The organism is Pseudobutyrivibrio sp. (assembly GCF_017471675.1).
GTDB lineage: Bacteria > Bacillota > Clostridia > Lachnospirales > Lachnospiraceae > Pseudobutyrivibrio.
Genome location: NZ_JAFUSK010000056.1, coordinates 29,175 through 43,823, shown reverse-complemented (window position 1 = coordinate 43,823; position 14,649 = coordinate 29,175). Strand labels below are relative to the sequence as shown.

The following is a 14,649-nucleotide window of genomic DNA, read 5'->3' as shown; positions in this document are numbered from 1 at the left end:
TGCAGGAGTACTACGATAACCTCAATAAAATACAAAAGGAGCTCATAAAAATGAGAGTGGCCTGAGGAATACAATATTAACTGAAAGATGAATTTACACACAAATATGGACTTGACTGTGGATTACTACCTGAGAGCAAAAATTTGAAATAGATAGTAGAGAAAAAGACATGAACTACTACCTGAGAGAAAAAATCGAGGATAGGTAGTAGAGAAAAAGATATGAACTACTACCTAAGAGCAAAAATAGAGTATAGGTAGTAGAGAAAAAGATATGAACTACTACCTGAGAGAAAAAATCGAGGATAGGTAGTAGAGAAAAAGATATGAACTACTACCTGAGAGCAAAAATAGAACATAGATAGTAATAAAATGAAAAATGCCTACTATCTCAGAAGTAAAAAATGTACTAGATAGTAATAAAGCGGCTAGTCAGGATAATCTGGCTAGCCGCTAATTATTATATAGAGTTTTAGGTTTCAATTCTTGTAGAAGAACTTACTGTTGATATATTTTCCATGTATGTTAGATTAGTTCCGGCTGGGATACTGAAACCAACACCTGCATTAGTGCCAGCAGAGCTATTGTTGTTCTCAGGTTTGTAGGTTCCGTTCTTCCACTGACTAAATTTATCTTCTACAGCCTCATAGGTCTTCTTTGAAATGTCAGGTAAATCCTTACCCCAGGTGCCTGTGGCCTGTTCGTATCCTTTTTTGAAGGCGTCTAAAAGCATATCAGCCTTTGATGTATCACCACCAGAAAGAGCAATTGCAAAATCTACAATTCTATCAGATGTTTTGTTAACGCCCCAATAACCATCCTCAGAAATATCTTCCTTAGCCTTTGCAATAGTTTCTGGATCTGCCTCAAATTTGCCTTCAGCTAGGAACTTCCACATATCGTCCTGAGTTGCTATAGCAAATGTGCTTCCCTGCCCGCTAATTGTTTTCATAACAATATCAAGAAGATTGTTCATCATCTTCTCCTGGTCAGCCTTCAGCTGCTGGATTAAAGCAGTGCGGTCGCTCTTTTTGTAATTGTCTGTAGTAAGGGCTTTGTCATCTGATGATTTTTCGTAAACAGCTGCCTCATCAGAAAACTTTGATGCATTGATTTCTTGTTTAGAAGCGTTAAGTTCTAACGATTCTGTAACCGAACCATCGGCATTAGTTGTCTTGGTGTAGGTCGCAGCTATATTAGAAGATACGCTAGAGAGTGTGCTTAATTCCATAGTTTAACCTCCTTGTTAACGTGGCTTAATACAACAAACCAGACGGAAATCCTTTTCCTATTCTTTTTATCGGATGCTTATTGATAAATATTTACAATTAGATTGTATTTATTTTAATACAAAATCCTTGCCAATATGTGTGTTCTTTGTTAAAATTTATAAAGATTGAATACAAAGAACAAGCTTGTACAATGTGCAAGCCTGTACAATTTATTTTGGAGCAATTGTTTTATGGATAGTATTTCGCTTAAAGCCCTTGCTAAGATTAATATAGGGCTTGATGTTACAGGTATCAGGGATGATGGATATCATGAAGTAAGAATGATTATGCAGACAGTCAATCTGTTTGATAAGCTTACTATTAAGAAATCTTCAGATGATAAGATTACCATGTCTACCAATCTTAAGTTTCTTCCAGTAGATGGTGATAACCTTTGTATTAAGGCAGCCAGGCTGTTGATAGAAGAGTTTGGCATCAAGGAAGGTGTGCATATCGATTTGGAAAAGCACATTCCAGTGGCAGCTGGTATGGCAGGCGGTTCCACAGATGCAGCAGCAGTTTTATTTGGTGTTAACAAGCTTTTTAATCTAAAGTTAAGTCAAAAGGATTTAATGGAAAGAGGAGTTAAGATAGGTGCAGATGTTCCATATTGCATTATGCGAGGAACTGCACTTGCAGAGGGAATCGGAGAGGTGCTATCACCACTTCCACCTATGATTAAATGCCCGGTACTTATAGCAAAGCCAGGCATTGCTGTTTCTACTAAGCAGGTGTATACAGCACTTGATTCATGCTTTGATTCAGTTAAGCATCCTGATATAGATGCTCTTATATCTGATATCAAGGCAGGTGATTTAAAGGCACTTTGCGGACACATGGGAAATGTCCTTGAGGATGTAACTATTCCACTTCATCCTGTTATTGCTGATATTAAGGCTAACATGATGGAAAATGGCGCAGTGGGGGCTATGATGAGTGGTAGCGGGCCAACAGTATTTGGCTTTTTTGATGACAATAAAAAGGCAAGGGCAGCAAAGGATGCTCTTACTAAATCAGGCATGGTAAAGCAGCTTTACCTTACCACTATTTATAACAATAAGAATTAATTACGAGAAGGAGATAAATACTAAAATGACAGAAAACCTTACACTACAAATGGATGATTATTTACCACTTCGCGACGTGGTGTTTAACACCCTTCGTGAGGCTATCTTAAAGGGGGAACTTAAGCCAGGAGAGAGATTAATGGAAATGCACCTGGCAACAAAGCTTGGGGTAAGCCGTACACCTATTAGAGAGGCAATCAGAATGCTTGAGCATGAGGGGCTTGCAGTTACTATTCCACGTAAGGGCGCCCAGGTTGCCAAGATGACTGAAAAGGACTTGCAGGATGTACTAGAGGTGCGAGATGCACTTGATGCATTGGCTGTTGTATGTGCCTGCAAGCGCATGACAGATACACAGTTTGTGGAGTTAAAAGAAGCTATGAAGGCTTTTGAGGAAGCTACAAGTACAGATGACGTTAGAAGAATCGTTGAGACAGACGAAGCCTTCCATGATGTTATCTATGCAGCAGCTGCCAATCCAAAGCTTGAGAATATTATTAATTCTGCCAGAGAGCAGATGTATCGTTATCGCTACGAATACGTTAAGAATCCTACAGTTTATGCACAGCTTATTTCTGAGCATAAGCAGATTATTGATGGTTTCGACAAAAGAGACGTAGATTACCTAAAGGAAATAATGCACATCCATTTAGCAAATCAGATAAATGCTGTGCGAGAAGTAATTAGAGAGCAAAAGTAATATAATGACAGGAATTAAATGTGAAATAAAGGTTGTCTCTAGACAAAAGATGGGAAGTGAAACAGAAACTACCACAGAGGTATATGCAGGAACCTATCTTGATAGAGGCAACAAGAAATATATATCATACAAGCGCCATACAGAAGATGGAGACATTGATTGTCTCCTAAGCTATGGGGCGGGCAAGATGACCTTAAGCCAGCAGGGAGGATTAAAGTCCAAGCTTGAATTCATCCCTGGTAAGAAAACTGACAACCTGTATCAGACCCCTATGGGCAATATGACAGTGCCAGTCTACACCAGAGGTCTATCCATCCATGATAAAAAGGATACCATTGAAATCATGCTAGACTACGACATCGCCACAAGGGATGCCATCCGCACCCTAATGGAAATTACTGTAACAATCTAAAAAAGCCTTCTCCCTTGATAGGGGTGCTAGGCTCCAGTGGAGCCTGTTTAGCACCGACCGAGCCGGGAGGCGAGACAAGGTGCCACCGTAGATGACGGATGAGGGCAACCCCAATATTATTTATTCATTAGCCATATCTTTAAGCTTATTCATAACCTGCTTCACAGGTGGAAGTAGTAATATCACAATAGTTATAGCAGCTTCAGCGAAGATATAAATTGCATTGTAAGCAAGTGAGTATGCAAATGGATTCCAACCATCCCAAGCCCATTCGCCAAAGAAAATCCAACCAGAAATAACAGCAAATACATAACGACCTAAAACAGCTACAATGTAGCCCTTGATAAGACCATGCTTAGCATTCTTGAAAAATCCTGATAAGCCAAGTGCACCAAAAGCAAGGATGTAATCTACAATTACCTGAGCTGGGAAAAGGATATATGGATCAACGATAAGATTTAATAATCCATAAGCAACACCTGTGATGATACCTACAACTGGTCCAAACCAAAATCCTGGCAGGCAGGCTACAAGCATAGAAAGTAATGTAATTGAGCCACCTGTTGGGAACTTAAATACCTTGATGTTTGAAAGCACAAATGCAAGTGCCATAGACATTGCGCAAAATGCAAGCTTCTTGGCAGAAAAGCTTACCTTTGCATCTGAGTTTGAAATGTGATTAATCATAAAAAAATCTCCCTTCATACATAAGCTAGGAGATCAAAAAAGCTTCCTTACGCTGGTATTATCCAGTTCAAGTGATAAGGGTCGGTGTTATTCCACCTCTCAGCAAATGCGCCCCTAGCATCATTATTTATTTCTTATTTAAAATACCACTATAAAAAGCCCTCGTCAATATGTTATATTGTAGATGAATGTTGCATTTACTGCAAAGCATTTGAATAGTTAATATAAAGGAATATATATGGTAAATACAGATAAGATTATAGAAAAAGTAATTCTTGTATCAGTGAACGAAGGAGACGAGGCAGAAGCCAAGGATTCCCTTAAGGAGCTGGCAGATTTGTGCAAGACTGCCGGGGCAGAGGTAGTAGGTGAGGTGATGCAGAACTTAGAGCGTCGCAATCCTGGCACCTATGTAGGCACTGGCAAGGTAGATGAAATAGCAGATTTAATCTGGGAGAAGGAAGCAACAGGAATCGTATGTGATGACGAGCTTACCCCTGCTCAGATGCGTAATCTGGCAGATGCACTGGATACTAAAGTTATGGATAGAACACTTATTATCCTGGATATTTTTGCAGCAAGAGCAGGCACAGCGGAAGGTAAGATTCAGGTAGAGCTTGCTCAGCTTAGATATGAGATGACACGCCTTACTGGCTTTGGTAAGAACATGTCCCGTGTGGGTGGTACTGCAGCAGGTGGCGGTGGAGCCATTGGAACCCGTGGTCCTGGTGAAAAGAAGCTTGAGATGGATAAGCGTCTGATTGCAGGCCGCATTTCCCAGCTCAAAAAGGAATTAAACGATGTGGTAAATCATCGTGAGCTTACCCGTAGCCGCAGACAGAAGAATGGCGTGCCGGTAGCAGCTATTGTTGGCTACACCAATGCAGGTAAATCATCACTCCTTAATAAGCTTACAGATGCAGATATCCTGGAGTGGGATGCGCTATTTGCTACACTTGACCCTACCACCAGAGAGCTATTATTAGATAACGACCAAAAGATTCTTCTTACCGATACAGTAGGTTTTATCAGAAAGCTTCCTCATCATCTTGTTGACGCATTCAAGAGTACATTAGAGGAAGCAAAATATGCGGATTACATCATCCATGTGGTGGATGTAAGCAATCCACAGATGGATAGACAGATGGAAATTGTGTATGAAACCTTAGATAAGCTGGGCGTCAGTGGAAAACCTATCCTTACTATATTTAACAAGGTGGATAAGGTGGCAGATGAGCTGGACTATCACGATTTACGGGCTGATTACACAGTTCATACATCTATCAAAACAGGCAAAGGCTTAGATAAGGTTCGGGAAATCCTTGCTACTATGATGCGTGGCAACAAGGAATATATCGAAAAGCTAGTGCCATACACAGAAGCAGGAAGTATTGCAAAAATAAGAGAAAACGGAGAGCTTATTTCAGAAGAATACCGGGAAGATGGTATTTTTATAAAGGCATATATTTAGTTTTACCAAAAGTTTATCGTGATTATACAAAATACTTAGACAATGAGCGTTTAACATGGTATGATATCTAAGGACTAAAAGAGAAGGATTTAGGTTTTTACTTTTCGCGAAGGAAAAGTACGGTAGTAAAAGGAGAATGAAATGACAATTGCACAAATTCTATCGCTACTAGGTGGAGTGGGACTATTTCTATTTGGAATGTCAATCATGTCCACAGGTCTTAAGAATAGTTGCGGTGACAATCTACAGGTTATCTTAGAGAAGGCTACTACTAACAAGGCAGTAGCTGTATTCGTTGGACTTCTTATGACAGTCCTTGTTCAGAGCTCTTCAGCCACAGATGTTATGGTTATCGGTTTTGTAAACTCAGGCATGATGACATTAGCACAGGCTATCGGAGTTATCTTAGGTGCCAATATCGGTACTACTATCACAGCACAGATTACAGCTTTTAATATTGCTACATTCACACCATTTATTTTGTTTATTGGTGCTGTTATGTATCTTTTTATGAAAAAGGATATAGTGAAGCATTTGGGCTCATTCTTTATGGGCTTTGGTATGCTGTTCCAGGGTATCACTATTATGAAGGCAGCTATTGCACCACTTGCTCAGTCAGTGGTATTTAAGAATTTCTTGGCAGGCCTTACTAATCCATTTGTTGCACTTATCTTTGGTATTGCATTTACAGCATTATTACAGAGTTCATCATCATCAACAGTTATCTTCCAGGCGTTCGTTGCTCAGGGAATCTTAGATTATAATGTAGCAGTTTATTTGGTAATTGGTGCAGCCATAGGTTCTGTTACACCAAATCTTTTGGCTTCACTTACAGCTAACAGAAATGGTAAGCGCTCAGCTATACTTAACCTTTTGTTCAATGTTATCAGAGCAGCAGTTATTGTGGTGGTAATTAATATCACACCGCTTCTGTCATGGATTCAGTCTACATCAACTGATCCAGCCAGACAGATAGCTAACACACATACAATATTTGCTATTATTGCAGTGCTTATCATATTCCCATTTACAGATTATATTATCAAGCTTACATATATGTTTATTCCAGAACTTCCTGATGAGACAAGGGCAGCCGAGGACAGACAGCTTGTATTCATGACACAGGTTAACAATGTGCCACCTAACATGGCTATTCATCAGGCACAGCTTGAGGCAGCCAGAATGGGCGCCATTGCAGCAGAAAACTTTGAAAAGGCTATTGATTGCTTCTTTGATTACTCCCCAGAAAAGGTGGAGGATGTGGAGCAGCGTGAGGAGACAGTTAACATCCTCAATCATTCCATCCAGGATGCTATGGTTAAGCTACAGGCTCTTAACCTTACACCAGCAATGCTTAGACGTATATCTGCAATCACTATTGCTGTTACAGATATGGAGCGTATCTCAGACCATGCGGAAAACATCATTGAATACGCTACCCGTATGAAGAACAAAAAGACAAAGCTTTCAAAGAAGGCTGCCAAAGAGCTTAAGGAAATGGCGGACAATTCCATGGAAGAGGTTGAGCTTGCAATTGATATCTTTACTTCTGAGAATTATGAAAACCTGGATGTTATCGAAAAGCTTGAAAAGAAGGTAGATAAGCAGGAGAAGCAGCTTATCAATCATCACGTAGAGCGTCTTATGGAAAACAAATGCGAACCAATCGCAGGCGTTATCTTCTCAGATATGGTTACTGACTTAGAACGATGCGCCGACCACGCAATCAACATAGCGTATGCACTTAAGGAACACGCATAAATATAACTTACGAAACTCCGATGAAAGTCGGAGTTTTTTCTATATACATTGCTATATAGCGTATAAGAATGCTATACTTTAAGGTAATTAAAGGATTGAAGGGTGAAAGATGCTAAACATATATTTTGGAAACATGGATGAAGCAATATACAATCCACCTGTTTATTTTAAAAATAGTTATACTGATGAATGGATTTTGAATGCCAGGTCTAAGGAGATGATTAAGGACGTAGATAAATCCAATGTAATTGATGCCAGGGTAATTGATAGTCCTGTTTTGGGAGGAATTAGCCCTAGAGAATTATCGGGTGGAGTGAAGACTTTAATCGCAATAGATCAAACACCAGATAGGGTTTTCAATGCATCAGCTTGTGGCGATAATTGTGCTAAATGGTTGCTTCAAATGGGAAAAGAAAAAGATGTCACTGTAAACCTTAGGCATATAATGGATTTCGGTGATGGTATCTTTGAAATAAATATTTTAAACGAGAATCTTATAGTGCATTCAATGGCTGAACTGGTTCCAGTTGCAGGAAAGTACGTGAGGTAACTGCGATGAAGGGAACTTATAGGATTATTGTAAAGAATGCAACTGTTCGTTATGATTTTGAGATTAGAAGGAATATCACTGTTTTACAGGGAGATAGCGCTACTGGAAAGACTACTCTTTTGGAATTGATTAATGATTATTATGAGTTAGGATCAGATAGTGGTATTGAATTAACTTGTGATGTTGAGTGTGCTGTAGTAGGCGGACGAGATTGGAAAACATCTCTCATAGGAGTTGAGAATAGGATTATCTTTATTGATGAGGGAAATTCATTTGTGTTATCAGATGAGTTTGCTAGTTTGGTAAAGAATTCGACAAATTATTATGTTATTGTCTCTAGAGAAGGTTTGCCAAATCTTCCATACAGTGTAGAAGAAATATATGGAATTAGAACTTCAGGTAAATATGGATCAATAAAACAAGTATACAATGAGTTCTATCACATATATGGTGATTATGATGTGAGAAAATCGAAATCTCCGGCAACAATAGTTTGTGAGGATTCTAATTCAGGATATGAATTTTGGCATAATGTTTGTCCTAACAAGGAAGTGATTAGTGCCAATGGTAAATCTAAAATATTTGATATTGTTAGTGATATAGAAGATAGTTGTCTTATCATTGCTGATGGTGCGGCCTTTGGTACAGAGATTGGAAGATTGTCAAAATTATTACAGCATAAGAAAAATATAGTGAAAACTATTTTAGTTGGGAGAGATTTTTTACAGGTATATTAGTAGAGGCCACAAAAGGAACCCACAAAGCATATTCTAAAGCACATTTAAATTCTTATTATTTGAATAATATAGTACAAAATAGTGTAAAAGAAAAAATTATTGGCATCGAACTTTAGGAACAAATAGTGGGTTTGCAATTTTTTGAATGTACTATATGCTTTAAATATTCTGCTTGCATTAATAATATAAGTGTAGTATATTATACTCAATTAAATAGGAAATCTTCAGGGCAAGGTGCGAAAGCGAAGGCTTTCAATTCCTGACCGGCGGTATAGTCCGCGAGCCTTAGGGCCGAACCAGTGAGATTCTGGTACCGACAGTATAGTCTGGATGGAAGAAGATAAGCGCAATTTGTTTATTGATTTTTGAGCCCTGAGTTAATCTCAGGGCTTTTTGATTGCGTACAATCTAATGAAGATTCCTAACAAATAATATTTTATTTTTAGGAGGAAGAATTAATGGATTCAACACAGATGACAAACGGGAGAGCAGTAATGAAATCAAGGGTAAATGTAAGAAAGATGACAGTGACAGCAATGCTATCAGCTATCGCTTTTGTGCTTATGTTTTTAGACACAGCAGTGCCAATCATGCCATCATTTATCAAGCTTGATTTATCAGAGCTTCCAGCACTTGTGGCAACATTTGCACTTGGTCCAGTGTGTGGAGTAATAGTTTGTCTTATCAAGAATTTGCTACACCTTTTAATTACAACTACAGGTGGCGTAGGTGAGCTATCAAACTTTATTCTTGGAGCTGCTTTTGTTCTACCAGCAGGATTAATCTATCAGCACAAGAAGACAAAGAAGAATGCAATTATCGGAGCTATTGTTGGAGCACTTGCTATGGCAATTATTAGTTTCCCATCAAACTTATTTATCGTATATCCGGTATATTATAACTTCATGCCAAAGGATGTAATTATTGCAGCATACCAGGCATTAGTGCCATTTGCAAACATTGATTCAATAGCAAAATGCCTGCTACTTTTTAACGTACCATTTACTTTTGTAAAGGGATTAATTTCTGCAATTATTACAATACTAATTTATCAGCCACTGAGACCGCTTCTTAAGGGCAATAATTAAAAATTAATTTAAGGTAAGAGTAGTAAAAATCAGGTCTAAATAAGGCCTGATTTTTTTTGTAGGGAAAATTAATCTCTTGACTTGTATACAAGTTTGTATTAAATGTATTAAATAGGCATCAAGCGAATATAAAATCAGGAGATGATTCATGAGACCGATTGAAAGATATAATTCTGAAACAGCAAGAGAATACGCTATGCGGGCGATTACTGAAAATATTATATCCATAGATTTGGAACCAGGGCAGCTTATTAGTGAAAATGAAATTGCTAGCTTCCTAGGGGTTAGCCGTACACCAGTCAGGGAATCTATTCAGGAATTGAATAAGGCTGCGTTGATAGCAATATATCCACAGAGGGGAAGCTACGTATCACTTATAGATTCTAAGTATGTGGAGGAAGCAGTGTTCCTTCGCAAGGTTTTAGATATAGCCGTTATAGAAGAGGCATGCGACCTGGCAACACCTGAGGATATTGCTGCACTGGAGGAAAATGTAGCTTTACAGGAATTTTATTTAAAAAGCAATAATACAAAAAAGATTTTCGAGCTGGATAATGAGTTTCACAGGATGATTTACGTGGCAGCCAAGAAGGAGACCATCCACAATATGCGCCGCACCATTATGATTCATTTTGATAGAGTGCGAACATTATCAATGCTTGCGGTGAAGGATACAAAGATTGTGGCAGACCATGGAATCATGCTTAATGCTATCAAGGACAAGGATAAAACTAAGGCTAAAGAGATAGTTGAAAAGCATTTAGACCGATATAGAGTGGATCAGGAGGAGCTTTTAAAGACATATCCGCAATATTTCGAAACTAATTAGCAAGAATTAATAGGCAAAACAATAAATATGTGTAAAACAACCAAAATGCAAATGGCATTTTGGTTGTTTTTTTATAATGGACAAAAGCCATCTGGAAAACTAATATACTTGTATACTAGTTCGAAGGAGAGGATATGTATGAAAGTATTAGCAACAAAAAATGCTGCAGTATCTACAACCAGTTTTAACTGGAAAGCATATATCAAAAGATATTGGCAGCTGTACGCGCTACTTTTGTTACCGATGCTGTATTTGCTGATTTTCAAGTACATCCCAATGAAGTATGTACTGATAGCATTCAAAAAATACAGTATTGTGCAAAAGGTTGGAGAAATGCCATGGGCTGATAATCATGGCTTTCAGTATTTTATTCAGGCATTCCACAATAAGGATTTCTTGAATGCATTACGTAACACAGTATGTTTGAATTTGCTTGATTTAGTTATCGGATTTCCGATACCAATCATATTTGCATTAATTCTAAACGAGCTGAACATCAAGTGGTTTAAGAAGACAGTTCAGACAATTGCTTACATGCCACACTTCCTTTCATGGGTTATCATTTATGGTTTGGCAATACAGCTTTTTGCGCCAGGTAATGGTCTTGTAAACATGGTTATTACAAACCTAGGTGGAGATGCAGTTCCATTCCTAAACGACCCTGGCAAATGGGTAGGCACTTATATATTCCTTGGAATATGGCAAAGCTTTGGTTGGAACTCAATTATTTACTTAGCTGCAATCGCTGGCATTTCACCTGAATTGTATGAGGCAGCATCAGTAGATGGTGCTGGACGATTCAGAAAGATGTGGCACATTACATTGCCAGGAATTAAGAGCACAATCGTAGTACTTCTTATCATGGCACTTGGAAATATCTTAGGTTCAGCATTTGATAGACCATTCGCTTTACAGAACAACTTAGTAATGCAGAATGCCGAGGTTATTTCAACCTTCGTTTACAAAAACGGTATTAAGGGCTTGCAGTTCTCACTTACAACTGCAGTTGGCTTATTCCAATCAGTAGTTGGTGTATTCTTCTTACTCTTCGCAAACTGGCTTTCAAGAAAGCTAGGCGAAAGAGGAATATGGTAGGAGGTGCGACATGGCAAACGAGATGGCTTTAAAGAAAGGAAAATTTGGTTTGAAAAGTTTTGCACTTTCTAGAAAAAAAGAAAAAGATGACGAGATGGAAACAAGCCGTATGGTTAAATCTGATGGCACAAAGGTAGGAGATATCGTATTCGTAGTCATTTGTGTACTCATTAGTTTAATCTGCCTGGTTCCAATGATTAACCTTTTAGCACGTTCTCTTTCTGGAACAGATTTCCTTGTAAGAAGAGAGGTTTATTTACTTCCAAAGGGACTAAATATTGACGCTTACTCAACAGTTTTAGGGGACCCTAAATATGTAAAGTCATTCTTTTGGACAGTATTTTTAACAGTGATTTGCACATTCATTTCCTTAACAATGACAGTGCTTTGTGCATATCCACTTATATTTAACAAGCTTAAGGGAAGATCTTTTTTCAATATCGTAATTACGATAACAATGTTCTTCAATGCAGGAACAATTCCTAACTACTTACTTATGAAGGAATTAAATCTTCTTGATAATCCACTGGTACTTATCATCCCAGGATGTATGAGTGTTTACAATATGATTATCATGCGAAGCTTCTTCTATGGAATTCCAGATTCCCTAAGAGAATCGGCAGAGATTGATGGCGCATCATTCTTCCGTATCCTTTGGTCTATCTACCTACCGCTGTCAAAACCAGTAATAGCAACACTTGCCCTCTTTTATGCGGTAGGTAGATGGAACGGTTACTCAGATGCGTTGATGTATATGAAGAATAAGGATTTCTATCCTCTTCAGCTTTTACTTTATAACATTTTGAACAATATGAATTCAGTAGAGGTTGCCACACAGGAAGGATTCTCAACACCTGGTTTATCAGAATCCTTAAAGGCTGCAATCGTAATGTTCTCTACGATTCCAATCCTCTGCATCTATCCATTCTTACAGAAGTACTTCATCCATGGAGTAACCTTGGGTGCTGTGAAAGAATAGAAATGAGTTTTTATCAAAAAAACTCATTTCGTAAATGGCATCAATTTTGAATGAATTTATTCATTTAAAATTGGTGTTTGCTGAAAGCAAATTTAAATGCAGCTTACCTTGGCTGCATTTAAACCCTATTAAGGGGAATATACAAAATAAATTATACTTGGGAGGTATATGATGAAAAAAAGATTAGTAGCATTAGTGCTTGCCGGTGCAATGGCACTAGGAATGGTGGGCTGCGGTGGCTCTAGCGAAAAGTCAGCAGACACATCAAAAGAAAGCAGCGAATCTGCAGGCGCATCTGAGCTTGTTGATGGAAAGTTTTCTGAGACAAAGCACATCACTGTTGAGGTTTATGACAGAGGAAACGATGGCGGTACAGACCCTACAGACAACATGTACACAGAGTACATCAAAAAGGGTATGCTTGAGGATCACAACGTAGAGGTTGAGTTTGTTGCAGTTCCACGTTGGACAGAAACAGAAGAAATCAACAACCTTCTTGCTTCAGGCGGAGCGCCAGATATCTGCCTTACATACTCATACCCAACAATTCAGACATACGCTAACATGGGCGGTGTTACAGATTTAAAGCCACTTATGGATCAGTATGGTTCAGAGCTTACAAACCTTAACGATTGGCTTGGTGATACAAACATCTACTGGGATTTAGATGATGAGAAGGGTACACTTTGGGCAATCGAAGGAAAGCGTGCTAACAATAGACGTATCAACACATTCATGAGAAAAGATTGGCTTGATAAGCTTGGTCTTGAAGAGCCAAAGACAAAGGAAGAGTTTTACGAAGATATTTGTGCATTCCGTGATAACGCTAAGGAGCTTCTTGGCAAGGATGCAGACAAGATGGTTCCATTCTCAGTTTCATTTGATGTAGGTTGGAGAGCAGCTCTTCTTATTGAGTCAGAGATGGATCCAGATATCACAGATAAGGAATTCTACATCAACGGATTTGATGATAGAAAGCTTACACAGAACGGAACAAAGGAAGCTATGAAGACACTTAATAAGTGGTACAACGAAGGCTTACTTTGGAACGATTTCGCACTTTACACAGCTGGTGATTCAACAGAGGATGATATGATGAAGGCTGGTTATGTTGGTGCATTCCAGCACAACTGGGATTATCCTTTCCGTGGTGGAGATGATTCAATCCAGGCTAACCTTAAGAGAATCGTTGGCGATGATGCTAAGTATGTAGCAGTTGATTGCTTCGAAAACTCAAAGGGCGAGACACTTAAGTATGTAGATTCAACAGCAGGCGATAGAAAAATCTTCTTCCCTACAACAAATGATGAGCCACTTGCATCACTTCTTTACCTTGACTGGATTTCAGCTCCAGAGCACATCAAGTACTTACAGATTGGTGATGAAGGTGTAACACACAACGTACTTGACGATGGCGCTATCGAGTGCATCGCTGCAACAGGCGACCCAATCATGAACTCAGGTAACAACATCGATTACACAATTACATGTAACGGTCTTTCACTTGGTGATGATGATCTTACACTTCTTTCTATGGCACACAGCTACCCATCATGTGATCCAGCTGATGTACAGCAGGCACTTGATTATGCTGCAACAAACAACAAGATTGCAAAGAACGTAAAGGTTCCAGAAGTTGTTGCAGAAAATGGTATGGGTGAGGCACTTTCATCTAAGAGAGATGTTGTATTTGATACAGCACTTGCAGCAAAGCCAGCTGATTTCGACAAGGTTTGGGATCAGGGTATCTCAGATTACCTTTCAGCAGGTGGACAGGCAATCATGGATGAGAGAACAGAAAAGTTTGAAGCTAAGTATGGTTCTTCCACATCAGTGGAATAGAATAGAGTTTTTATCAAAAAACTCTATTCGTAAATGGCAGTAATTTTGAATGAATTTATTCATTTAAAATTGCTGTCTGCGAAGCAGATTAAAATGCAGCTTACCTTGGCTGCATTTTAACCTCAAAAGTAGAGTTTTAATTTTCTCCCACTAACATCTAA

14 protein-coding genes and 2 riboswitches are annotated in these 14,649 nt (G+C 38.6%); of the genes, 12 read left to right on the top strand and 2 right to left on the bottom strand.

The features are described 5' to 3' along the window. Positions 1-471 precede the first annotated feature (471 nt). Positions 472-1,230 carry a hypothetical protein gene (locus IJ535_RS09305; protein WP_294301708.1) on the bottom strand — a complete coding sequence of 253 codons (759 nt, stop codon included), beginning with the start codon at positions 1,228-1,230 and terminating at the stop codon, positions 472-474. Between the two features lie 231 nt (positions 1,231-1,461). Between IJ535_RS09305 and ispE the strand changes: the two genes are divergently transcribed. Genes ispE through IJ535_RS09290 form a run of 3 tightly spaced genes read left to right on the top strand, consistent with a single transcriptional unit; the run spans position 1,462 to position 3,449 of the window. After that, positions 1,462-2,337, top strand: a complete 876-nt coding sequence (gene ispE, locus IJ535_RS09300; RefSeq protein WP_294301705.1) for a 4-(cytidine 5'-diphospho)-2-C-methyl-D-erythritol kinase — start codon at positions 1,462-1,464, stop codon at positions 2,335-2,337. 25 nt (positions 2,338-2,362) lie between these two features. Then, on the top strand, positions 2,363-3,037 hold the full coding sequence (locus IJ535_RS09295) for a GntR family transcriptional regulator (RefSeq protein WP_294301703.1): 675 nt from the start codon (positions 2,363-2,365) through the stop codon (positions 3,035-3,037). Between the two features lie 4 nt (positions 3,038-3,041). Further along, entirely contained in the window at positions 3,042-3,449 is a 408-nt protein-coding gene (locus tag IJ535_RS09290; RefSeq protein ID WP_294301701.1) for a DUF1934 domain-containing protein, read from the top strand. Between the two features lie 120 nt (positions 3,450-3,569). On the opposite strand, the gene thiT is transcribed toward IJ535_RS09290, so the two are convergent. After that, a complete protein-coding gene (thiT, locus tag IJ535_RS09285; RefSeq protein WP_294301699.1) occupies positions 3,570-4,136 on the bottom strand; it encodes an energy-coupled thiamine transporter ThiT in 567 nt (188 codons plus the stop codon). Positions 4,137-4,163: 27 nt separating this feature from the next. Beyond that, positions 4,164-4,262, bottom strand: a riboswitch (TPP riboswitch). 112 nt (positions 4,263-4,374) lie between these two features. On the opposite strand from thiT, the gene hflX reads away from it, so the two are divergent. From hflX to IJ535_RS09240, 9 genes are all read left to right on the top strand, one after another. After that, positions 4,375-5,607: a GTPase HflX gene (gene hflX, locus IJ535_RS09280; RefSeq protein WP_294301697.1), complete on the top strand. Its 1,233-nt coding sequence runs from the start codon at positions 4,375-4,377 to the stop codon at positions 5,605-5,607. A gap of 141 nt (positions 5,608-5,748) precedes the next feature. Continuing rightward, the gene (locus tag IJ535_RS09275; protein WP_294301695.1) at positions 5,749-7,368 is read left to right on the top strand and encodes a Na/Pi cotransporter family protein; all 1,620 of its coding nucleotides are present in this window, start codon (positions 5,749-5,751) and stop codon (positions 7,366-7,368) included. A gap of 109 nt (positions 7,369-7,477) precedes the next feature. Beyond that, positions 7,478-7,918: a DUF4869 domain-containing protein gene (locus IJ535_RS09270; RefSeq protein WP_294301693.1), complete on the top strand. Its 441-nt coding sequence runs from the start codon at positions 7,478-7,480 to the stop codon at positions 7,916-7,918. A 5-nt stretch (positions 7,919-7,923) separates the two neighbouring features. Then, complete coding sequence (locus IJ535_RS09265) at positions 7,924-8,655, top strand: translation initiation factor 2 (RefSeq protein ID WP_294301691.1); 732 nt, start codon at positions 7,924-7,926, stop codon at positions 8,653-8,655. A gap of 216 nt (positions 8,656-8,871) precedes the next feature. Then, positions 8,872-9,001, top strand: a riboswitch (FMN riboswitch). Between the two features lie 112 nt (positions 9,002-9,113). Continuing rightward, positions 9,114-9,743: an ECF transporter S component gene (locus tag IJ535_RS09260; RefSeq protein ID WP_294301688.1), complete on the top strand. Its 630-nt coding sequence runs from the start codon at positions 9,114-9,116 to the stop codon at positions 9,741-9,743. Between the two features lie 148 nt (positions 9,744-9,891). Beyond that, complete coding sequence (locus IJ535_RS09255) at positions 9,892-10,572, top strand: GntR family transcriptional regulator (protein WP_294295132.1); 681 nt, start codon at positions 9,892-9,894, stop codon at positions 10,570-10,572. A gap of 138 nt (positions 10,573-10,710) precedes the next feature. Beyond that, positions 10,711-11,667, top strand: a complete 957-nt coding sequence (locus tag IJ535_RS09250) for an ABC transporter permease (protein WP_294301685.1) — start codon at positions 10,711-10,713, stop codon at positions 11,665-11,667. Between the two features lie 10 nt (positions 11,668-11,677). Continuing rightward, complete coding sequence (locus IJ535_RS09245) at positions 11,678-12,646, top strand: carbohydrate ABC transporter permease (protein ID WP_294301683.1); 969 nt, start codon at positions 11,678-11,680, stop codon at positions 12,644-12,646. A gap of 171 nt (positions 12,647-12,817) precedes the next feature. After that, positions 12,818-14,488 carry an extracellular solute-binding protein gene (locus IJ535_RS09240; RefSeq protein WP_294301682.1) on the top strand — a complete coding sequence of 557 codons (1,671 nt, stop codon included), beginning with the start codon at positions 12,818-12,820 and terminating at the stop codon, positions 14,486-14,488. Positions 14,489-14,649: the final 161 nt, after the last annotated feature.